Source organism: Sphingobium sp. TCM1, from assembly GCF_001650725.1.
Lineage (GTDB): Bacteria > Pseudomonadota > Alphaproteobacteria > Sphingomonadales > Sphingomonadaceae > Sphingobium.
This window is the reverse complement of record NZ_LXVX01000023.1, coordinates 131,880-152,950: the sequence shown is the minus strand read 5'-3', so window position 1 is coordinate 152,950 and position 21,071 is coordinate 131,880. Positions and strand designations below refer to the sequence as shown.

Here is a 21,071-nt window from a genome sequence, read left to right as displayed (position 1 = left end):
GACAAGCAATAACGGCCGAAGATTGTGAAACAGACGTTTCCCAGGCCGACTTTCCAGACAAGACCACGAACAATACGAGATAAGCCTCGTCGCGGACAACACAATCATTGCCGCCCCCATTGCCGACAGTTGCGAATGGATCGATATTGTGGCGATATTATTAAACCAAATTCACGATATCTGCAACTCCTCGCCATGCAGGGGGCAAGCATCGCCCCATTTTTTCGCGTATTTACCGAGCATCGCGGCCGGTAGCGATTTTGTGTTCGACGACGCTGAACGATCGATTTTCGACTTTGTCGAAGCGCCCGCCAAAAAAGTGGCAATGCTACAAAGATGGATGATCACTCTTCCAATGAACGCCTCTCAATGGATATTTTCGTCCTTCACCAAAGTCGGTCAGAAGAATCCATTTTCGAACGCGGCCTTAATATTACTTGGAAGCTGGTGCAGCTCCTATTCGGGCCGCGCCTTTGCCAAACTTCAACTCACGGGCGGAAAGCTTTCCGTCGCGCGTTGCATCAAGGGTCGACGGCGGGAAAGCAGCCAGTTCCCGGAAAGTGATGAAGCCGTTCCGGTTACGGTCCAGCTTTTTGAAGTTGGCTTTCGGCAGGCTCTGCATGCGCCATTCCGCCAACGATATTCGCCTGTCCTGATCTGCGTCCACCTTGGCTAAAAGCTTCCGGGCCTCGATAGGGGACGAAGATGGGGGACCGTTGCCAAACGCAGTTGGGGCGGAAATCGCAAGGAGAAGCGCGCCGACGAGGAGTGAACAGGGCTTCAAAGCTCGAATGATCATGCGCCTGACCTCCTGTCGCTAGACATATCATCAACGTGCGACAAGGCAGATGGAGCCCTCCATTTCACAAGAAAATTCCGGCGGGCGAGGCGCGCGGACAACCGACCCAAAGCACTCCTACGGCATTGCGGTGCGGATCTCCTGAATGGTGTAGGCCCTGCTTGCGTCAGGCGGGCTGCACCAATTCAGCGTGTGGATAATTATATTGACGCCCCGGCCTCCGCGTGCTCAAAAGGATTGCCAATTTACCGCGGTCGGCAGTGTATGCCAGATGGGCAGTATAATGATGAGGATTGAGCTGAAGATTAATGGGTCGACCATGCCCGCCGAGGTCGACGATGATACGCCACTACTCTGGGTGCTCCGTGACACGTTGAAGCTCAAAGGTACGAAATATGGCTGTGGCATCGGCCAGTGCGGCGCCTGCACGGTCATAGTGGACGGCCAGACTGCCCGATCTTGCTCCTTGGCTGCGACGGCCGCGGTCGGGCTCGAAGTAACCACGATTGAGGGGCTTTCGGCCAATGGCGACCAGTTTGTACAGAAAGCTTGGCAGGATATTCGTGTTCCACAGTGCGGATATTGCCAGTCCGGCATGATAATGGCAGCCACCGCACTTCTCGGGAAGAAACTTTTCCCTACGGATGAAGACATCGATCGCGAGATCACGAACATCTGCCGGTGCGGGACCTATGATCGCATACGCGCCGCGATCCACGCGGCCGCGAACGGGCGCACGTGAAGAAGCCATGAATACTGACCGCCGTTCCTTGCTGAAGTCGATCGCCGCCGTTTCGGCAGGTGTGGTTTTTCCCGTCACCATGACTGGTTGCCGGGTCGCCGATCCTAAGCCTTCCGATTCGGTCGAGCTATTCTCTTGGGTTGTAATGATGCCCGACAACACGGTTCGCATCCGCATTCCACAGAGCGACATTGGACAGGGTGTGGTCACAACCCTCTCGCAGGTTCTTGCGGAAGAGCTCGATCTGAAATGGTCATCGATCCGGCCCGAATTCTTCGATCCATTGACGAACCTCAAGCGCAACAATGTGTATGTATATACATGCACGGAGAGCAGTTGGTCAGCTGACCGTCTCTTCAATCCCATGAGAATGGCAGGCGCTCAGATCAGACAAATGCTTTTGACCGCTGCCGCCAGGCGCTCGGGGTTCGACGTAGCGGATTTGAGAACCGAGGAGAGCAGCATCATATTGCCCGGCGGGGGACGGCAAAGCTACGCGGAGGTCGCGTCCGCCGCCTCCCATATTGCGCCGCCGCACCCTTCGCGGGTCAAACTTAAGGACCCTGCTGACTACCGGCTGATCGGAAAGCCGATCAAGCGCCTCGATCTGGTTCCCAAGACGACCGGGAAGCTGGAATATGGCATCGATGTCGATTTGCCGGGCATGTTGTATGCGGTCGTGCAACAATCCCCTGTCTATGGCGGCAAGCTTGTCTCGTTCGACGAACAAGCGATTGCCAAGATGCCGGGCGTTGTCGGGGTCGTCCGGATCGCGGCAGGACCTTGCGGCCTCAACGGTCCGCTTGCCGACGGCGGAGAAGATTACGGGATGGACGATGCCGTTGCCGTCGTCGCGGACAGCTTCTGGAGGGCAAGGAAGGCGCTTCTGGCGCTTCCGATCGAGTGGGATGATGGGGAATTTGCTCACACCAGCAGTGAGTCCATCATGGCGAACCTGGTCAGCCGGGCTGGGCGGCCGCAGCCGGTAGTCCGGGAAGCCGGAGATTTCGCAGGGTCGATCGGCCGTGCTCACCGCGTTATCGAGGCGGATTATTCCTACCCCTTCATGGACGCGATGCCGCTTGAGCCGATCAACTGCACCGCATGGCTGAATTCGGACGGACTCCAGGTTTGGGCGTCCACGCAGTTCGCCCAGGAAGCGCATCGACTCGCCGCGGTTACAGCCGGGCTGCCGCCTGAACGGGTACAGTTTAATCTGCCATATGTCGGGGGGGGCTTCGGACGGCGTTGCCAGAACGAATATGTATCGCAGGCGGTCCAGATCGCGAAGGCCATTCCTGGCAAGCCCATCAAGATGATATGGACCCGCGAAGAGATGATGGCGCGCGGTTATCCGCCACCGATTACCATCTCACGCTTCAAGGCGGGGCTTGATGAGAAGGGGAATGTGATCGCGTGGTTCAATCGCGTGATTAGTGGCACAGCGCCCGATCAAAGCTATGGACCGGCTCGCCTACCGCACTATGTGCCGAACCTTAGGATCGAGTATGCTCGCGTCAAGACGCCTCAGCCGTTCGGCTGGATGCGCGGCGTGGCGTTCACACAGCATGTCTGGATGAACCAGGGATTTCAGGACGAACTGGCGGTCGCCGCTGGACGTGATCCGGTCGACCTTTACATGGACCTGCTGGACGAGGGTTCGGTGCCCACTGACCTGAAAGGCCGCGACGTCGCCATTCGACGCATCCGGCACATGCGCGCCGTGTTGAAGCGGGTCTGCCAAATCGCCGATTGGGAAACGCCTCTCTCGCAGGGCCGCGGCAAAGGCGTTTCGGTCAGCGACTTCAGCTATTGGGATACCTACCACACTGGCACTGCCTCATCGGTTGTGGAGGTTACGCTTGACGGCAAAGGCGGGCTTAGAGTCGATCACGTATATGTGGTGATGAACTGCGGCCGCATCCTCAATCCCGAAGTAGTCCGCGGCCAAGTCGAAGGAAGCATCTTCTGGGCAATCACTACGGCGCTTTACGGCAAAATCACACTCAAGGACGGTCGTGTGGTCCAGCGCAATTTCCAGGATCACAACGTCGCTCGGCTTGCCACTGCCTGTAGAAACATCGTGGTCGAACTTGTCGAGAGCGACGATCATCCTGCCGGCGTTGGAGAGGACGCCGTCCCTATTGTGATGACTGCGATGCTGAACGCAATTTATGATGCTGGTGGGCCGAGGATTCGCTCGCTTCCGCTCAGCGATCATGTGTTGTCATTTAGAAAACAGGACGGCTCAGACGCGTTGCCTGGCAAACCATCAGGCAACCTTTAGATAGGATCGGCCATCAGTAGCGCCGGTTCGGGGCAGCCTCCTCACTGCCAGACAACCCCCGCTTTTGCTTATCCAAAAGCGCGACATGCAGTGATGGCATTATCCCTATTCAACCGTCGATGGCCGCGAATAGTCGGTTACGATGCTTCTTCCGATCAAACCGCCGCGGGGGCGCATCGCGAATTTCGCACGGATGCAGATCACACCCTCGCGGCGACTACGCTCCGATTTATGTCAGTGCAGAGATACTGATCACATCTGGAGCATTTTCGAAGTAGATAGCATCATCTGTTGGCTGGGAAAATGCGGAAAACAAAAAACAAATACAGCTTGAGCCGATCCAGTCTGATCGGATCAAGCTCTAGCTTGAGCCAGCCCACACGAAACATTCGCATCCAACCATCGAATCATCAGATCGGCGATTTCGTCGCTATTGGACTCGGCCATTAGCATATGACCATTTCCAGTTATGCCATGTTCTTCCAAGGCGATGTGTTCAAACACTGGAGTCCGTGCTCGTACGTACTCCGCTGCGCGCCTATTGGCTTCTCTCATCCACGTGGCTTCGCCTGTAACAATGGCGACCGGCTTCGCGAACGGGTCGTGAAGTCCTTGATATGCCTCCGGCGCGAGACCGTTATTGAAGGTTCCAAGCGGATGCACCATGCCCGAGTACCCCAGAGGTTCCGCCGCCAGTACGGCCGCGACCCGCTGCCCGCCAACGGCACTCAGAGCCCATCCGCATGGCCCCCCCATCGAGTGGCTCACTACCACGGTCGGGCCGGTCAGATCGAGCAGTTGTTCGGCGATAGCCTCAACGTGACGCTGGCTCGCACCTAACGAAGTGGCCATCGGTCCTTGGCTTGCCATGAACCGGTCACCGGCCAACGGATCGGAGGGCCAGCGGTTATGCTTGGAGGCACCTTGCCATAAGTCGTGCTTCGCCGGCTCCACGAACCGGGGGTATAGCATTCCGTAGTCTGCCGTGGGCGTTGCCGGGCCAAGCACGTTTTCGTTCCAGGCTGACCTTCCATGCCCCGGCCGATCTAGGACATATGTTGCATAGCCCGCCTGCAGGAACCGATGCACCCATCCGCGCCGACCGTCCGGTGTCCTGACGAAGTCAGCGCCCTGTCCGCCGCCACCATGGACGAAGAGGATAGAAACCGGACGGGGATTTACAGGAATGAACCACTGGACATAGGCGTTGATGCCGGGCCACACCGCGTCCCCGGCATCAACAGGCGGCGATGTCAGGAAGACACCGCCAAAGTCTGCCATTTCAAAGGTGCGCATGTTGCTCAGAAATGCGTTTCCATCTGCGTCGTGAAGCTCATTTCCCGCTCAACTAGCCGCGGATCTGCGGCCACGGCGCGGAGGAAAGCTATGCGGTCCTCCTTCTCCTGTCCTTCCTTCAGGTGATAGAGGTTGCGCAGATTGAACGACGCGCGGGGCGACGTAACCTCGGCGAACACCCGACGACGATCGCGCTCGTAAAATTCGAGTATTTCCTCCCCTGCCCCGTCATGGATGACCCGGTTCAAAGCGCCGATCAGGGCGAAAGCATCGAACATGCCGCCAGTCAGGCCAAGCCCGCCTGTGGGGTTGGTGATATGGCCAGCGTCACCGACAAGCAGGATCCGCCCCACACGCATCCGATCGGCTATGCGCTGGTGCATGCGGTAGGGCGAGTAGGCGAGCACCTCATAGGGCAGGTCGGGCAGGTGATCAGCGAACATCGTGTGGATGCGCTCTTCCAGCCCCTCGAAAGGTAGCTCGGGGTCTTCGACAAAGGTTACCCGCCAGACGTCTGGCTGCTCGATCTTGCAGATAATGGAGCCGTGCTTCTGATCGAGCTGCATGACGGACTCAGGATAGTTCAGCGCCGACAGGTTGATTCTCGTGTTCGTCGCCACATAGCGCTCGGGCCAGGTTGTCCCCAGAAACTGGAGCCCCAGTACATTCTGGCGTACCGTGCTGTTCGCGCCATCCGCCCCTATGAGATAGTCGCCTTCCAGCACTGCCGATCCATTGGGTCCCTCGACCTCCGCGATCACGCCGCCCGCAGTTTGGCAGCACCCGGTCAGCTTAGTTCGCAGCAATATCTCCACATTCGGCTGCGCCGAGACATGCCGTGCAATGATCTTGGACAACAACCCTTGGTGCAGATGAAGCGCATTCCCCCCCATCCCCTCAGGCGTCCATTTCCACTCAATAAGTTCGCCCGTGCTGTGGATACGCCAGCCGAAGGTCTGGCGCAGGAAACCCTCCGCTTCACAGTCCTGCAACAGTCCAAGCCGGTCGAGATGGGGCAGAACGGGATAGTGATAGACCAGCGCACGCGGCTTATCGTTGAACTGCTCCTCCGCCTCGATAATCGTGACACGCGTGCCTTCCTTCGCGAGTCCGAAAGCGGTTAGCAGGCCAATGGGCCCGGCTCCAACGACGATTACATGTTGAGCCATTGCGGTTCCCTCCAGTTGTTTTCTGATGCGCATGCACCTGCGTTATTCAAAGCTTCGCGATCCAATCGGTCACGTCCGCGGCGTCGGTGACGTCGCCATATTTCTGATCGATGTCATAAAGGCTGGCTTCATGTGGCGCGTTCGCGCGATCAGCACAGCAGTCGCGCGGCACCAGAACGTTGAAGCCAGACTGCACTGCATCCACGACGGTCGCCCGGACACAACCGGACGTAGTCGCGCCCGTTACCACTATGGTATCGACACCCGCCCCGGTGAGCATGGCCGCCAGGTTCGTGCCATGGAATGCTGATGCGCCATGCTTCTCCACGATCGGATCGCCATCGGAGATCCCGGTCGCCGCATCGATCTCAACGAGCCTGCTCCCCGCGAGAAGCGCTCTCATTCCGGTGGCCTTACGCAGCCAGGCCAACGTCTCGACCTCCCAGGGCTGGTAGGCGATAGTCGTGTAGATAACGGGAAAACCACGGCTTCGGGCCAGATCGGTGATGGCACGGGTTCGCGCGATTTGCGCATGCATATCCGCCGCCGTCGGGTAAACAGTGTCGGTGAAGCCATAGGTAAAATCGACCACCACGACCGCCGGCCGAGTGCCGCGGGGCACGCTGCCTCCGAACCCCGCCTTTTCATAGACTTCATCCTGCGACATCGAACACCTTACCCCCTTCGCAAGCCGTCAGGTCCTTCGCTACGACTGCTCCGTCCAGCAACACCGGTTCTCCATCCAAAAACAGCGAGCAACCGCGCAGCGGTATATCGAGATGGCAGTCCGTGTCGTTCATGCCGCCAAGCTCGTTATTTGGACCGGTTGAGAACAGCACGTTGCCAAGAAAGCTACGCATCTCCATGCCCATTCCGCCGGGGAATTCGCCGGGCGTCATCCGGTGCCACTTGGCGTCAGGATTCATTCCCCAGCCGATGTGGCTCAGCGCAAAGCCGCGCGGATCATTAAAGTCCGCCATGTACGACTTGACCAGATCAGCTTCCAAGCCGCCCCGGATCGAGGTGACGACGCCCTTCTCGATCGTGTATGTTATAGGCTCGCGCACATAAATATTCTGCGGCAGCAATATGTCGCCCGGCGCGATGACGATCTGCCCGTCCACGCCGTCGTCGTCGCCGCCTGTAAAGACGAAGCCGGATGGCCAGTGATCCCATCGGCCCGGCGTGTCGGTGCAGGCATATTCGGTGACAGTGGGATAGGTGCCAAGCTTATACGTGACGTCCGTCCCATAAGGCGACGTGATGTGCATCGATTTCGCGCGACACAGCAACTCGCCTGCGACCTCCACTTTCTCACGCAACTCCCTGGAAGGCAGCATCCGCGCGAGCAACTCCGGCGGCTCCACAACCGTAAGGACGCGAGCACCCGCGGCCTGGATCGCCATCTGCTCGGGCGAGAACAGCAGGAAGACGCAGTCGATCACCATATCGGCATTCTTCAATGCCTCCACGGCTTCAGGCATCCGCGAAAGCGGCGTCTGCCCTACCGCCCAATTGCCCATCGGTGCAGGCGCCGGCAGCCGCATGTGGTAGATATTCGCCTTGAGCGCCCGGCCCGCAGCGAGAAACGCGTCGGCATAATCTAGTCGCTCGTCACCCTGAGTCAGCACGACCAGCCGCTCGTCGGCGCGAACACAGGACATTTTCAGCTGGTGGAGGCATATCTCCGCGAAACTAGCGCGATCCATTTGCGGTGGCCTCCTTGATGTCGGCTTGAAAACCTGCGACTGCGCCGAGGAAACCGTCCAGATCATCCCACGGTATCATGTGCCCTGCGCCTTCGACGGTCACGACCTCGATGCCGGGCGCCAGTGTCCGAATTTCTTCAATATCTGCCGTTTCGATGACCGGCGAGCCACCGGCCACGACGAGCCGTATCGGCAGGTCAAGGTGCGGCAGGTCGGCATGAACGTCATCCGTATGAAAGCCTTTATAGGCCGCGTCGATCGCACGCAGTTCGCACGTGTGGAGCCATTCAGCACGCAGCGCGCGCTGATCCTGAGTCCAGGTCGGGCAGAATGCCTTCATTTCTTCCGCCGAGCAGCCGCGCTGCGCCAGCAAGATCGAATCCTCATACCATGGCCATGCCGAGGGATAGGGGCGACGGCCCGGCCCGCTTACGGGCGGATCGGCCAAGATCAGCCCGGCAAAAATCCCGGGCGCTTTCCGGGCGGCGCGGATCGCGGTGCGGGCGCCCATGGAATGACCAAGAATCACCGGACGATCGAGATCAAGAACACCCGTCAGCGCGACGACATCATCCGCCATTGCATCCAGGGAATAATCAAGGTCGCCAGCTTGACTTAATCCGCGGCCCCGAACGTCGAGCACATGAACCTCGTACGTCTCGGCCAGGCGAGCGGCAACGAAATCCCACGTGACCGCTGGCGACGTGATGCCAGGCACGAGAAGCATCTGACGCCGCCCAGGCGCGCCATGGCGCACAAGATGGTGCCGGATGCCGTTCGCATGAACGTTGTATCCGAAAGGACTGCCGTCCATTGTTAGAATGCCCCTGATAAAAGCGTCCCGCCACCGGGCACGCGCGTGTCGAGGTCAAGGGCTCGCAACATCGCCCAGGTTGTGGAGATGGCTGCGGTCAACACCGGCTTGCCGACCTGCGCCTCAACGATCGAGACGGCGGGCAGCGACGGCATCTGCACGCATGCAGACAAAATTACAGCATCGACCTCGGCCAAATGCTCCATCGACGCGACGATGCCCGGAAGCCGGGCGGGGTCGTGAGCGGCGACTGCCAAATTATCCGAAATCTCAAGAGCGCGCCATTCGACGACATCGATGCCTTCGGCACGAATATAGTCGACAACAAGCTCGGTTAGCGGCTTCATATATGGCGCCACAATCGCCACTCGCTTCGCGCCAATCGCCTTGATCCCATCCACGAGCGCGCCAGCTGACGATACGACGGGGGCCGGATGGCCATTATCGATTGTTGCCTGATGCAGGCGGGCCTGGGACTCACGATGGTAACCCTTGCCCATCGACATGATAGCCACCAGACATGCATAACCCATCACGTCGACGGCCGCGTCAGATAACTCGATGGCGCACGTGTCGCTGGCGCCGTCCATTTTGGACAGCTCTTCCTTGGTCACGTGCTTCATGCGCATGCGGGCCGAATGGAAGGTAAAGCGCTCGGGCGAGATGGTCTCGCGGGCACGGAGGAGCGCCGGTATTTCAGTCTCCATCGTAACATTCGAACTCGGCACGATCTGCCCTATACGGTAGGCCCTCAATTGCCCTCTCCTTTGCTGCTGTGGCAACATTAATTCGTCCGTTGGATAAATACAAGGTCGAATATCCATGGGATCCAGCTTGGCTTATGCATATCGGAGCCGGTCCTAATTTAGTCAGGTGTCAAACACATGACCGATGGGACGCTGCGCCTGCGACGGCGGCCACTGCCCATGCACATTCTCACTTGATTTCTTTTTCTGTATAATTGATTGTGGAAATATCGGGAAGTTACCTTGCGCGCAGCATGTCTGGCCGATGTGCGATTGCAGGCTGCCCGTGGGTCCTGTCTGTTTGGTTGCGAACCGCCGACCGGATCCAGTTTATAACGAGATTGAAAGATTTTCGTCGCGCGGCCGAACAAGGCGCGCCAGCGAAGATACGAGAGGAATGCACTGGATGCCACCGCAAATAACAAACGTCCAGAAACAGTCCGAAAGTTTGAATCGGCGGCATCTGGTGAGCGCCGCAGGTATCGAAGGCTCGAGCGTTACGCGTGCTTCGTGCATCTCGCGTGATACCTGGAGGAGTTCAGGGGATAAGTCCTCCCACTCCTTTGCCAATTCAAAGCACGCGCGCCCTCGGTGTACGCCGCGTCACGCGCCCACTCATCATCATTGCCAGGAGAACGGTGGTGCTGCTGAAGAGCCCATAACCGCTGCAATGCCAGGCCTATTTCAGTTGCTTTCCGACGAGGGCCATTCTTCGGACGCCTTTTTAATCCGCAGATTGAAGCAGGCGATTCTGAATGGCCCACGCTTCGATGCGGCCGAAGCCGATATTGCGCGGGATTTGGGATTGTCAGCAAGAACCCTGCGCCGACGACTCCATTGTCTAGAGACGTCTTACGCACAAATTATCGCGGAAGTCCGATTCGCATTCGCCAAGCAATGCCTTTCCGATCCACAACTGACGATTGGCGACGTGGCTGATCGGGCGGGCTACACCGAAGTGAGCAACTTCAGGAACGCCTTCAAACGATGGGCGCACGTTTCACCACAGGCTTTCCGCGACTTGATAGGCCTGACTCAGCCAGGACGAGCGAGCCCTCTGACCCAGCCGATTACAAAGGCCAGCATAGGCGGCCGTCATCTTTCCGCACGCAACACGTCAAAGGAGCGACCATGTCTGACCTAAATGCACACACTACCGCTTTTATGAGCACATTCAATGACGGCGATTACGACAAAATGCTCGGTCTTCTGTCTCCAGACTGCGTGTACATGGATCCCAACGGCATCGAGCATAAGGGTGTCGATGCCATCGGCGCATCACTCAAGTCCATCTTCGACGGCACTCTTGGAAGCGTCCAGTATACGGTTTCCTCGACGATGCTGGACGAAGCAAGCGACCGCGCCCTTGTCGCCTGGACGATGATGATGACGGCCGCAGACGGCCAGCAATCTTGCGTCGACGGGCTGGATATCCTGGATTTTCGCGACGGCAAGCTCATCTCGAAGAACGCCTTCTGCAAAGCAAATGGACTTGCCATACGATCGGTGAAATGAAGTTCTGCCGACTTTGCGCTTCCCCGGCACTAAGCTTCGACAGCGGGAGCCGGGGAGCTTATATCAGGACCATAGTCGTCCGCATATAGGAGTGCGCAGCTAGAGCATTTTCGAAGCAGATGGCATCACCTGCTGGATCGGAAAATGTAGGAATCGAAAGACTTTAGAGCCTGATCCGATCCAGTTTGATCGGATCAGGCTCCAGACAGCGTCGGGTGAATGTGGCGCGAGTCGCTCGACCGACACAGAGCGCATGATAGATCGTTTCGATCCCGCCGCTGTTCTGTGACGTCCGTGATCAAGTGCATGAATTGCAGAAATTGCCGCTCCATTTTTCCCGTCCTCGCCTTCGTTTACGTTGATAAGGTATAGTCATGGCTACAATAGCTTCTGTCTCGAATGACACCTCGGTTGACGCTGTATGTGAAATCATTGACCGGGATGGTGCCGTCATCATTGAGGGCATGATCACACCGGGTGTGATGGATCAGCTAGTCGGCGACCTGGAGCCATGGATAAAGCGTTCACCGTTCGGAGAGGCTGGCTTCTCGGGCAATCGAACCCGGCGCACGTCCGCGTTATTTGCCAAATCACGGCATATGACGGAATTTGTTCTCCATCCGTTGTTTCTAGGCACGGCTGAGAGAGTTCTTTGCGTCGAGTTCCCGATGATGGCAGGCGAACGGCAGACCATGGTACGGCCCACGGTTCAGGTATCGGTGACGCAAGCAATCGAGATCAGTCCGGGCCAGGCTGCACAGGACCTGCACCGTGACGATGGAATGTACCACGTCCGCCATCCCGGTCCCCATGTGCTCCTCCAGACGCTTCTTGCAGGAACGGACTTCACCGCAAGCAACGGCGCAACGATGGTGATCCCGGGCAGCCATAAATGGGACATGGACCGGCGGCCTCAGCCCCATGAAGCGGTTCCTGCTGAAATGAAGCGCGGATCGGGTCTTATGTATGTGGGCAGCGTCTATCATGGAGGGGGCGCGAATATTTCGAACGAGTGCCGCTTGGCGATCGCACTATCCTTCACCCAAGGCTATCATCGTCAGGAGGAGAATCAGTATCTGGTTGTGCCGCGAGACATGGTGAAACAATATCCCAAGCGGGTTCAACAGCTTTTGGGATATGAGATGTCGCCGCCATTCTGCGGCTGGGTTGAGATGAACGAGCCCAGCATCGTCCTTGAAAGTGACGACTTCGCCATAGCCAAGGCATTCAGCCCTTATGAGCATGAGTAACAGCTTGGTACGCGGGGCAAAAATAGGTTGAGAACTATAGATCGGCCCTTGATCGATCGCTTATGTCGGTACATCTTTGCGTCCACATCAGCGTGGAAGCAACAGGCCCGCCTTTCAACTCATCTATGCCCTTAGCTGTGTGATTGCCCCTTTTTTGGCCGCTTTCCATATGCGACTTCACGCCGTTGGCACTATGGTCCCGCGCATCCATCCGGCTCTGGACGAGATGGATGCGCGGCGGCGTCTTCCCGTCATTCCGAAAACTGACTGCGTGATAACGTGGAGTAACAAATGCGCGACCCTCGATACGATATTCTCTTCGAACCGCTGCAGATCGGCCCTGTAAGAACGAAGAACCGGTTCTATGTTGTGCCGCACGCCACCGCGATGGGCATGCCCGCCCTGGATGAGATGATTGCGTTCCGGAAAGCCAGGGCCGAGGGTGGCTGGGGCGTTGTCTGTCTTGAGGAGACGATGATCCACGAAACCTCGGACCACGCACCTTTGCCTGATCCGCGGATGTACAACGACAAATATATCGAGCCGCTATCACGCGTGGTCGCAGCCGTGAAGGAGTATGGCGCGCTCGCAGGTATAGAGCTCGCGCATGCGGGTGCCTCCGGCCCTGCCATCAACCATCGCGAACATCCGCTTTCACCCACCGGCAAGTTCCCACATTATTTCATCAATCCCATCTCGGCGCGAACCATCGACAGGCAGGACATCACAAACTTCCGCCAGTGGTATCGGGACGCGGCGCTGCGTGCCCGCAAGGCCGGCTTCGATATCATTTACGTCTACTGCGCGCACAACCTGTCGCTGCTGCAGGACTTTCTGGATACCAGGACGAACAAGCGCACCGACGAATATGGCGGCGTATTTGAGAATCGCGTCCGCTTGCTCCGGGAGACGCTTTCCGACGTGAAGGACGCGGTGGGGGACACCTGTGCCGTCGCCGTTCGCTTCGCTGTCGAGGATCGGCGTCGGCCTTCGAACATCACCGCACTCGAGGATGGTCGCCGTGTGGTGGAGGCGCTTGCCGATGTGCCTGACCTGTGGGACGTGAACGTCAGCGATTGGGCCTGGGATAGCGGCAGCAGTCGGTTCTTTGAGGAGGGCCAGCAGGAGCCGTTCATCGATTTTGTGAAAAAGGTCACCAACAAGCCGGTTGTTGGCGTCGGCCGCTTCACCTCGCCTGATGCGATGGTAAGTCAGATCAAGCGCGGAGTGCTTGATCTCATCGGGGCCGCGCGCCCTTCGATAGCTGACCCTTTCCTCCCGAACAAGATCGACACGGGCCGTCACGACGACATCCGGGAATGTATCGGCTGCAACGCCTGCACCGCTGAGGTGATGACCTATTCCAGAATCCGTTGCACGCAGAACCCCTCCGCAGGCGAGGAGCATGTGAACGGCTGGCATCCTGAGAATGTGCCGGAGGCGCACGACCCCGACGCATCTATACTCGTAGTGGGCGGCGGCCCGGCTGGCTTGGAGGCAGCCCACACGCTTGCCAAGCGTGGATATCAGGTATCTATCGCGGACGCGGGCAGCGAATGGGGCGGCCGCCTCGTACGCGAGCGGAGGATGCCGCGGCTGAGTGCCTGGGGTCGCGTGGTGGATTACCGCGTCAGTCAGCTACAGACGATGCCGAACGTCAACATGTATCTCGAAAGTCCGCTCAACGCAGACGATATCGTGGGTTTCGGGGCCGACCACATCATCATTGCGACGGGCGCCAAATGGCGCGGCGAAGGCGTGGGACGCCATCACGACGAGCCCATCACGGGGCACGACCTTCCCCATGTGCTTTGCGCGGAGGACATCCTCAACGACAATGTGCCGAGTGGCGGCAGCGTTGTCGTCTACGACGAGGACTATTATTATATGGCGGCCGTTATAGCCGACCGCCTTGCCAAGGCGGGTTGCAAGGTGACCTATGTAACGACGGCCAGCGATCCTTCCCCCTGGACGCACAACACATTGGAACTCGTGCACGTCATCAATTCAATGAATGAAGCCGGGATCGCGATCGTGGTCGGCACAATGATCACATCGATCGACGAAGGTTCGGTGACCGCCAGCCGCCTGCTTGACGGGGCAGAAAGCCGCATCGACGCGGACACAGTTGTCCTGGTTACCGGCCAGATCTCTGACGATGAACTCTATCAGGAGCTAGTCGCGAAGCGCGGGGCGGGCCTCATCCGCTCGGTCGATCGGGTCGGAGACTGCCTCGGCGCTGGCCAAATCGCGCAGGCTACTTACGATGGCAGAAAGGCGGGAATCCGGTTCGGCGAGTTGACTCCAACCGGATGAGCTCGGAACGCTGGCTGGTCTATATGCCCGGCCAGCGTTCGCTTATGGCACGGCCGCCTGGATGCCCGCAGCGAGAAACTCGACCATATGGTCGAGCATCTCGTCCTTGGAAATATGCCTGATCTTACCTTCAGTCAGGTCCTCAATGCGGCCGAGATCGTTCAGCATGAAGAGATATGTCCCCACGAGAAACGCCATGCGCAGGCCGATGGTTCTCTTGGGAATGTCGGGGAGCACCTTCGCCAGCGCATCGACATACCGCTTGACTGAGGCGTCGTAGACCTCCCGCCGCAGTCTCAGCGCATGCTCTTCCGGCTCGGCGTGCAGACGGGCCTGAAGGCGCACGAAGGCGGACCCCGCCTCTCCGCTGTACTTCAGATCCCATTGTGGTTGAAGATAAGCGCGGACGATCGCCTTGACCGTTAACGGTTTTCCTCCTTCAAGAAGCTGATCCAGCAGAACGTGACGGCGTCCGGACAACAATCCGCCGCGACGACGATAAACCTCATCGAACAGCTGCTGCTTGCTCTCGAAATAATAGCGGATCAACCCCTGGTTAACGCCCGCCCGCTCGGCGATATCGCGGATGCTGATGCCCGCATAGCCCCCTTCTGCGAAGGCGATCTCCGCCTTGTTGAGGATCGTCTCGCGATGGTTGCCGTCCTTCCTTGGCCGACCAGGCTTACGCCGCCTTTCTGTAGCTTCCGTCTTTTTTTCCGGAGCGGCCGCGGCCTGCGCTTCAGCTTCCATTCTCACCGCTTCCAACATCAAGATTTCTGAATCGCATGGGCAAGTACCAGGCTTGCGAGAAGCCGAGCTCGTCCACGTCCTTGGATAACGTCACGTCCAGTCACTGAATAATATCTCCGCGATTTCGCCGATGGTCAATTTGCCTGTCCATTGTTGGAATGGACAGGTGGGGTAGCATGTGCGCATACGCCGCCAGAACCATAGCATTGATGTTGTAACGACCGACGAGGAAGGTGGGCAGCGGCGGGCGCACTCGCGCCGAAGCTAACGCACGACGCCCGGTCGGTATCGTTTCGCGGCTGCGGCGTGCAGCAGCTGTTCCCGCCCTCGTCGTCACATTCCAACTCGCTACGGTCTTTCCGATGCGATGGGCCTTCAACCGCCACCTCCTATGCTGCCCAGACGCGCGTTAATTCTACACCTGCAATATTACAAGATGAAACTCTTTACTATCTCGCCGTTTAGCCCGAGCCGCCAACGTTATATTCTCGATTTTGTTGCGCGCAACCGGCAGGATATCATGTCGTGGTAGTGCTCGACCTTGAGGCGACCTGGGCAGTAAGCCGGGCGTGATGCACGGAGCAAGGTGGCCGCCATGGCCCCATTGCGAAGCAGTCGGAGGCATCGAGTGGCGTAAATAACGGTAGAAATCTGCACTTGCGATCGATCAACTGGCCTTCGCTCAGCATCCGTCGATCTCCTTCGCCCCTCGCGCATGGCTCCAGATGATCGCCGAAACGACGCATCGACTATCCGCCCAGGAAAGCCCTACGACAACAAAAACAAACCGCTCGAAACGAGGTATATGCGCCCTGCCCTTTCGACCGAGCAGAGCCGCCTTTCTTGACTTGACCAATAATTTTGCATCTGTAGAATTAATCCGGAAATCTGAGAGAGTCTAGCGCGAGATATCCCTGCCTGAAATAACATCGTTCGGATGAACTTACCCGGGAAAGCTCAGCGCATATGTGGAGCCCGTCTGGTCGAAAATCAGCTGAGCAGATTTGATCGGCACGGAAAGCCAGGCTCTCTTAATATAGGACTAAAGGCATGTTCGCAGTATCCGGCGATCGAGCGTGGAGAAGCAGTCTGGCCGGGTAGATACCGGCTCGGAGAACCGACGCAGGGACACTGTTCAAACCGACGACGACCCGATCTTTTTATTATTGACTTGAAGAATATTCTGGAGAGAAGATTCAATGGCCAGCCCGGCAAAGATAGATTTTGTTTATTTATCCGAGAGCGACATGATCGCAGCGGGTGTGACCGACATGCCGACCTGCGTCGATACGATGGAGGAGATGTTCGGGCTCTTGTGGCACGGCGACTATCGCATGGCGGGTGCCAATAATGACTCCCATGGCGCGATGGTGTTGTTTCCAAAGGAGTCTCCTTTCCCCGACATGCCGAAGGCGACTGCCGACCGCCGCTTCATGGCCATGCCCGCCTATCTTGGCGGTCGCTTCCGTACAGCCGGCGTCAAATGGTATGGATCGAACGTTGAAAATCGTGAGAAAGGCCTGCCGCGGTCTATCCTGATGTTCGTGCTCAATGACGCAGACACGGGTGCGCCTCTTGCCTTCATGTCCGCCAATCTCCTGTCAGCGTACAGGACCGGCGCCATTCCCGGCGTCGGGGCTCGCCATCTGGCGCGTCGGGACTCCAAAGTGGTCGGCCTTGTCGGCCCCGGCGTCATGGGTAAGACCACGCTCATGGCTCTGTGCGCCGTTTGTCCCGACATCGACGCGATCAAGATCAAAGGGCGCGGCAAATCCAGTATCGATAGCTTCCTCGCCTGGCTCAAATCCGACATGCCCCAGATCGCGAACATCGAGGTGGTCGATACGATCGAGGCGGCGGTTCGCGAATCCGACATCGTCACCTACTGCAACACCGGTCTGTCCGGCGACCCATCGACCTATCCTCTTGTCAAACGTGAATGGGTCAAGCCCGGCGCTTTCCTGGCTATGCCATCCAGCTGTGAGATCGACAGTGACATGGAAGCTCCGGAAGTTCGTAAGGTCGTGGACAATACTGGTCTCTATGAAGCCTGGTTTGAAGAATTGCCAAAGCCTGCACACAATGTGGTGCCCGTCATTGGCGTAAAGTTCATGGACATGATCGCCGAAGGCCGAATGGCCAAAGAGGATCTCGAGGATTTGGGTCGCATCGTCGCTGGAGAGGCGCCGGGCCGGACGAATGATGAGGAGATCATCATCATGTCGGTAGGCGGAATGCCGGTTGAGGACGTCGCCTGGGGCACAATCATCTATCGAAACGCCATCGAACGCAACATCGGGCAAACCCTGAACCTTTGGGAAACGCCCGTTCTGCGCTGATGCATAATCCGTATTCGGCCAGATCGGCCGCGCTACTTAGTCGGAGGACAAATGGTTAATGTCGTAAAACTCAAGACAGGCTCAAGATATGAGGATCTGGCGAGCTATTCGCGACTGGTAGCGGTCGATAACTTGATATTCGTTTCCAACACCGCGGGCCGCAATCCTCAAACGCAGGAGATACCGGACGATGTCACCCAACAGACCGAACAGGTGATAGCCAACATCGAGCGCGCGCTTGGCGAGGTCGGAGCAAGCCTTGGCGACGTGGTTGCGTCCCGCATTTTCATCCAGGACCCGGCCGACGTACCAGCGGTCATGGCCAAGGTAGGGGAACGTTTCCGCGGCGTCGATCCGGCGATGACATTGACGTGTCCTCCACTTAGTTCGAACGTGTACAAGGTCGAGATCGAAGTGACCGCATTCCGGGGCGCTTCGAAGGGTAAGGTGGAAACCCGACGACTGTCGATCTGACCCACGTCGTCGTCGCTCCATCGGCGGCGGGTATATATATGTATGAAGGATAGCCAGGTGGAATCGCCAACCGCATCCATAACAACTAGCGACAGGCTTCCGCGATCCGCTTCCGTGGTCATTATCGGGGGTGGGATCGTTGGGCTGACAGCGGCGCTCACGCTCAGCGAGCGCGGTGTTCAGGTGGTTGTCCTGGAAAAGGGGTCGGTAGCGGGGGAGCAGTCGTCCCGTAACCAGGGCTGGATTCGCAAGACCAGTCGCGCTCCGGCCGACGTGCCGCTGGCTGCCGCTTCAGACCGGCTTTGGGCTGGATTGGCAGAGCGGGTCGGTTCCGATGTAGGCTATCGGCAGGCCGGCATTCTCTTTCTCGCTAAAAGCGAGGCGGAAATGCATGTCCACGAGAAATGGCTACAATCCGTCGAGCAGTGCGATCTGGATTCTCGTCTGCTCACCCTGCGGGATATCGATCACCTCGTTCCTGGCGGACGCGGCGACTGGGCTGGGGGCATCTATACGCCGTCGGACGGGCGTGCCGAGCCCTCGCTAGCCGCCTACGCGATCGCGCGCGCCGCACGCGCCAAGGGGGCGATCATACTCGAAAACTGTGCGGTGCGCTCGCTCGTCCTTTCTGGCAGTCGTGTCACGGGTGCAGTGACAGAGCATGGCGAGATCCGCAGCGATGCCGTTTTGCTGGCGGGCGGCCTGTGGTCGCGGCGCTTCCTGGGTAATCTGGGCGTCGATCTTCCGACTTTGCCGCTTACTGTGTCGGTGGCCCGCACCGCTCCGATGGAGGGGCCGACCGAGATTGCCGTGGGAGGGCCGGACTTTTCCTTTCGGAAACATGCGGATGGCGGCTTTATCGTAACCCAGCGCAGTGCCGTAAAGGCGCCGATCACGCTTGACCATCTCTTGATCGGCCAACGATATATTTCCTCCCTGAAGACCCAAGGGCGGTATCTTCGAGTGTCGATCGGGCGCGAATTCTTTCAGGATCTGGCCCTTCCTCGCCGCTGGAAACCTGATGCCCGTTCACCCTTTGAGCGTGTCCGAACAAAAGATCCGGCGATCGATCAACGCGCAATCGGTGAAGCTTTCGCTGCTCTGAGCGCAGCCTGGCCCGTATTCGAGCAGGCCGAAATCGTCCAGACGTGGGCAGGAACCGTGGATGTCACCCCGGACTCAACGCCAGTCATCGATCACGTGAGCAGCATCCCCGGGCTGACCGTCTGCACGGGCTTTTCAGGTCATGGCTTCGGAACCTCGCCTACGGCGGGTGAACTGGCGGCCGACCTGATAACGGGCGCCGACCCCATAATAGATCCGTCACCTTATCGGTTCGGGCGGTTCGCAGCATCTTAGCAATCGGTCCATCCGAAACGATTAGCGGGTCGGCTTCCGCAAAATCAGGCCGAAGATCATAAAGACCACTTGTTGGACCCACTATCGAGAGGACAGGAGCCGCAATGAACGCCTACAAAATGCTCATAGATGGTCAGCTGGTGGATGGTGCGCGCATCATCCCGGTCATAGATCCTTCGACGGGCGAACCGTTCGCCCAGGCCCACGCCGCCGATGGGGCGCAGATCGACGAAGCGGTCGCATCTGCGGCGCGTGCGTTCCCGGCATGGGCGGCGGCACCTTGGGAAACGCGCCGTGCGTGCCTGCTGGAGTTCGCGCAGCGCCTCGAAAACGAGACGGATAGCTTTACGCACCTCCTTATCAGGGAGCAGGGCAAACCCTATGGCGAAGCCCGTTTCGAGGTCGAGGCAACGATCCGCGGCATCCGTTTCTATGCGAATGTCGAGCTGAAGGCCGAGACGCGAACCCACCCCACGGGCGATTATGAGGTCGAGCGCCGCCCGCTTGGTGTCGTGGCCGGTATTACGCCGTGGAATTTCCCGATGATCCTGGCGAGCAACAAATATGCGCCCGCTCTCATTACCGGAAACACGATCGTCCTCAAACCTGCGGCGACCACGCCTCTGACAACCCTGGAACTGGGCCGTCTGGCCGCCGACATTTTCCCCCGTGGCGTGTTCAATATCGTTGCTGACAACAACGACCTTGGTGCGCGCCTGGCCGGGCACCCGGACATCGCCAAGGTTTCGTTCACCGGCTCCACGAACACCGGCAAGGCCGTTCTGAGAAGCGCTGCGGACGATATGAAGCGCGTTACTCTCGAACTAGGCGGCAACGATCCCGCCATCGTGCTGGCGGATGCTAATGTCGAGGCGGCGGCCCGGGGCCTCGCTGCCACCGCCTTCCTCAATGCCGGCCAGGTATGCGCAGCGCCCAAGCGCCTCTATGTCGCCGACCAGATATATGATGATTTCAGGGAGCGGTTCGTGACCGCCACACGCGAAATCAGGATGGGGGCTGGCGACGAGGACGGCGTAACGCTCGGGCCTGTTCAGAACCGCATGCAGTTCGACAAGGTGCGCGGCATGATCGAAGAGGCAGCAGCATCCGGCACGGTACTGACCGGCGGCCACGTCGCCAATCGACCAGGCTTTTTCATCGAGCCGACCATCATTGCCGATCTCGACGATCAGGCTCCGCTGGTTACCGACGAACAATTCGGCCCCGTCGTGCCGCTACTGCGCTTTACGGATGAGGCGGACGCGATCGCGCGTGCCAACGAGGGCGCTTTTGGATTGGGCGCCTCCATCTGGACGCGGGACATCGATCGCGCGCGGCAGCTTGCTCGCGGCATCACGGCGGGCAGCGTTTGGATCAACCAGCACATCGCCATCCATCCCGATATCCCGTTTGGGGGCGTAAAGCAGTCCGGTCTTGGTTCGGAAGGCGGGATTGAGGGGGTGTACGAATACACCCGATTACAAGTGATCAATGCCGCAGGATAGC

18 protein-coding genes are annotated in these 21,071 nt (G+C 58.6%); 10 read left to right on the top strand and 8 right to left on the bottom strand.

What is annotated here, in order from left to right; genetic code table 11:
* Positions 1–433: 433 nt before the first annotated feature.
* Positions 434–622: a hypothetical protein gene (locus A7Q26_RS26350; protein WP_443018166.1), complete on the bottom strand. Its 189-nt coding sequence runs from the start codon at positions 620–622 to the stop codon at positions 434–436.
* Between the two features lie 460 nt (positions 623–1,082).
* Between A7Q26_RS26350 and A7Q26_RS16320 the strand changes: the two genes are divergently transcribed.
* Positions 1,083–1,541, top strand: coding sequence for a nicotine dehydrogenase subunit S (locus A7Q26_RS16320; protein WP_017183765.1), 459 nt, complete (start codon positions 1,083–1,085; stop codon positions 1,539–1,541).
* Positions 1,542–1,581: 40 nt separating this feature from the next.
* Positions 1,582–3,828, top strand: a complete 2,247-nt coding sequence (locus A7Q26_RS16315; protein ID WP_100215233.1) for a nicotine dehydrogenase subunit L — start codon at positions 1,582–1,584, stop codon at positions 3,826–3,828.
* A gap of 354 nt (positions 3,829–4,182) precedes the next feature.
* On the opposite strand, the gene A7Q26_RS16310 is transcribed toward A7Q26_RS16315, so the two are convergent.
* The 6 genes from A7Q26_RS16310 to ndpH are packed head-to-tail and all read right to left on the bottom strand — an operon-like array spanning position 4,183 to position 9,523.
* The gene (locus tag A7Q26_RS16310) at positions 4,183–5,124 is read right to left on the bottom strand and encodes an alpha/beta fold hydrolase (RefSeq protein ID WP_017183767.1); all 942 of its coding nucleotides are present in this window, start codon (positions 5,122–5,124) and stop codon (positions 4,183–4,185) included.
* A 5-nt stretch (positions 5,125–5,129) separates the two neighbouring features.
* On the bottom strand, positions 5,130–6,293 hold the full coding sequence (gene ndpD / locus A7Q26_RS16305; protein ID WP_025547122.1) for a 6-hydroxy-3-succinoylpyridine 3-monooxygenase NdpD: 1,164 nt from the start codon (positions 6,291–6,293) through the stop codon (positions 5,130–5,132).
* 46 nt (positions 6,294–6,339) lie between these two features.
* Positions 6,340–6,960 carry a maleamate amidohydrolase gene (gene ndpG, locus A7Q26_RS16300; RefSeq protein ID WP_017183769.1) on the bottom strand — a complete coding sequence of 207 codons (621 nt, stop codon included), beginning with the start codon at positions 6,958–6,960 and terminating at the stop codon, positions 6,340–6,342.
* Positions 6,947–8,002 (bottom strand): 2,5-dihydroxypyridine 5,6-dioxygenase, encoded by a 1,056-nt coding sequence (gene ndpE / locus A7Q26_RS16295; RefSeq protein WP_017184746.1) that lies wholly within the window; start codon positions 8,000–8,002, stop codon positions 6,947–6,949. Before ndpE ends, ndpG begins: the two co-directional genes overlap by 14 nt.
* On the bottom strand, positions 7,989–8,816 hold the full coding sequence (ndpF, locus tag A7Q26_RS16290; RefSeq protein ID WP_066861594.1) for an N-formylmaleamate deformylase: 828 nt from the start codon (positions 8,814–8,816) through the stop codon (positions 7,989–7,991). Before ndpF ends, ndpE begins: the two co-directional genes overlap by 14 nt.
* A gap of 2 nt (positions 8,817–8,818) precedes the next feature.
* Entirely contained in the window at positions 8,819–9,523 is a 705-nt protein-coding gene (gene ndpH / locus A7Q26_RS16285) for a maleate isomerase (RefSeq protein ID WP_017181804.1), read from the bottom strand.
* Positions 9,524–10,250: 727 nt separating this feature from the next.
* On the opposite strand from ndpH, the gene A7Q26_RS25670 reads away from it, so the two are divergent.
* The 4 genes from A7Q26_RS25670 (at position 10,251) to ndpC (ending at position 14,643) form a co-directional block, all read left to right on the top strand.
* Positions 10,251–10,706: a helix-turn-helix transcriptional regulator gene (locus A7Q26_RS25670; RefSeq protein WP_165418744.1), complete on the top strand. Its 456-nt coding sequence runs from the start codon at positions 10,251–10,253 to the stop codon at positions 10,704–10,706.
* Positions 10,694–11,077, top strand: coding sequence for a nuclear transport factor 2 family protein (locus A7Q26_RS16280; protein ID WP_157784779.1), 384 nt, complete (start codon positions 10,694–10,696; stop codon positions 11,075–11,077). Before A7Q26_RS25670 ends, A7Q26_RS16280 begins: the two co-directional genes overlap by 13 nt.
* A gap of 374 nt (positions 11,078–11,451) precedes the next feature.
* Entirely contained in the window at positions 11,452–12,327 is an 876-nt protein-coding gene (locus A7Q26_RS16275; protein ID WP_066861591.1) for a phytanoyl-CoA dioxygenase family protein, read from the top strand.
* Between the two features lie 291 nt (positions 12,328–12,618).
* A complete protein-coding gene (gene ndpC, locus A7Q26_RS16270) occupies positions 12,619–14,643 on the top strand; it encodes a 6-hydroxypseudooxynicotine oxidase (RefSeq protein WP_017181807.1) in 2,025 nt (674 codons plus the stop codon).
* Positions 14,644–14,685: 42 nt separating this feature from the next.
* Here ndpC and A7Q26_RS16265 read toward each other — a convergent pair whose 3' ends face one another.
* Positions 14,686–15,393, bottom strand: a complete 708-nt coding sequence (locus tag A7Q26_RS16265) for a TetR/AcrR family transcriptional regulator (protein WP_017181808.1) — start codon at positions 15,391–15,393, stop codon at positions 14,686–14,688.
* 1,199 nt (positions 15,394–16,592) lie between these two features.
* Between A7Q26_RS16265 and A7Q26_RS16260 the strand changes: the two genes are divergently transcribed.
* The 4 genes from A7Q26_RS16260 to A7Q26_RS16245 all read left to right on the top strand — a co-directional run bounded on the left by A7Q26_RS16260 (position 16,593) and on the right by A7Q26_RS16245 (position 21,070).
* On the top strand, positions 16,593–17,732 hold the full coding sequence (locus tag A7Q26_RS16260; protein ID WP_066861588.1) for a tyramine oxidase subunit B: 1,140 nt from the start codon (positions 16,593–16,595) through the stop codon (positions 17,730–17,732).
* A gap of 51 nt (positions 17,733–17,783) precedes the next feature.
* A complete protein-coding gene (locus tag A7Q26_RS16255; protein WP_017181810.1) occupies positions 17,784–18,206 on the top strand; it encodes a RidA family protein in 423 nt (140 codons plus the stop codon).
* A 57-nt stretch (positions 18,207–18,263) separates the two neighbouring features.
* Complete coding sequence (locus A7Q26_RS16250; RefSeq protein ID WP_232313830.1) at positions 18,264–19,565, top strand: NAD(P)/FAD-dependent oxidoreductase; 1,302 nt, start codon at positions 18,264–18,266, stop codon at positions 19,563–19,565.
* A 104-nt stretch (positions 19,566–19,669) separates the two neighbouring features.
* Positions 19,670–21,070, top strand: coding sequence for an aldehyde dehydrogenase family protein (locus A7Q26_RS16245; RefSeq protein ID WP_017181812.1), 1,401 nt, complete (start codon positions 19,670–19,672; stop codon positions 21,068–21,070).
* Position 21,071: the final 1 nt, after the last annotated feature.

Excerpts from the sequence above, each read along its gene's own strand:
- ndpD (WP_025547122.1), bottom strand. The coding sequence starts at position 6,293 with ATGGCTCAACATGTAATCGTCGTTGGAGCCGGGCCCATTGGCCTGCTA.
- A7Q26_RS26350 (WP_443018166.1), bottom strand. The coding sequence starts at position 622 with ATGCAGAGCCTGCCGAAAGCCAACTTCAAAAAGCTGGACCGTAACCGG.
- ndpF (WP_066861594.1), bottom strand. The coding sequence starts at position 8,816 with ATGGACGGCAGTCCTTTCGGATACAACGTTCATGCGAACGGCATCCGG.
- A7Q26_RS16260 (WP_066861588.1), top strand. The coding sequence starts at position 16,593 with ATGGCCAGCCCGGCAAAGATAGATTTTGTTTATTTATCCGAGAGCGAC.
- ndpE (WP_017184746.1), bottom strand. The coding sequence starts at position 8,002 with ATGGATCGCGCTAGTTTCGCGGAGATATGCCTCCACCAGCTGAAAATG.
- ndpH (WP_017181804.1), bottom strand. The coding sequence starts at position 9,523 with ATGGAGACTGAAATACCGGCGCTCCTCCGTGCCCGCGAGACCATCTCG.
- A7Q26_RS16255 (WP_017181810.1), top strand. The coding sequence starts at position 17,784 with ATGGTTAATGTCGTAAAACTCAAGACAGGCTCAAGATATGAGGATCTG.
- A7Q26_RS16245 (WP_017181812.1), top strand. The coding sequence starts at position 19,670 with ATGAACGCCTACAAAATGCTCATAGATGGTCAGCTGGTGGATGGTGCG.
- ndpC (WP_017181807.1), top strand. The coding sequence starts at position 12,619 with ATGCGCGACCCTCGATACGATATTCTCTTCGAACCGCTGCAGATCGGC.
- A7Q26_RS16280 (WP_157784779.1), top strand. The coding sequence starts at position 10,694 with ATGTCTGACCTAAATGCACACACTACCGCTTTTATGAGCACATTCAAT.
- ndpG (WP_017183769.1), bottom strand. The coding sequence starts at position 6,960 with ATGTCGCAGGATGAAGTCTATGAAAAGGCGGGGTTCGGAGGCAGCGTG.
- A7Q26_RS16310 (WP_017183767.1), bottom strand. The coding sequence starts at position 5,124 with ATGCGCACCTTTGAAATGGCAGACTTTGGCGGTGTCTTCCTGACATCG.
- A7Q26_RS16275 (WP_066861591.1), top strand. The coding sequence starts at position 11,452 with ATGGCTACAATAGCTTCTGTCTCGAATGACACCTCGGTTGACGCTGTA.
- A7Q26_RS16320 (WP_017183765.1), top strand. The coding sequence starts at position 1,083 with ATGATGAGGATTGAGCTGAAGATTAATGGGTCGACCATGCCCGCCGAG.
- A7Q26_RS16265 (WP_017181808.1), bottom strand. The coding sequence starts at position 15,393 with ATGGAAGCTGAAGCGCAGGCCGCGGCCGCTCCGGAAAAAAAGACGGAA.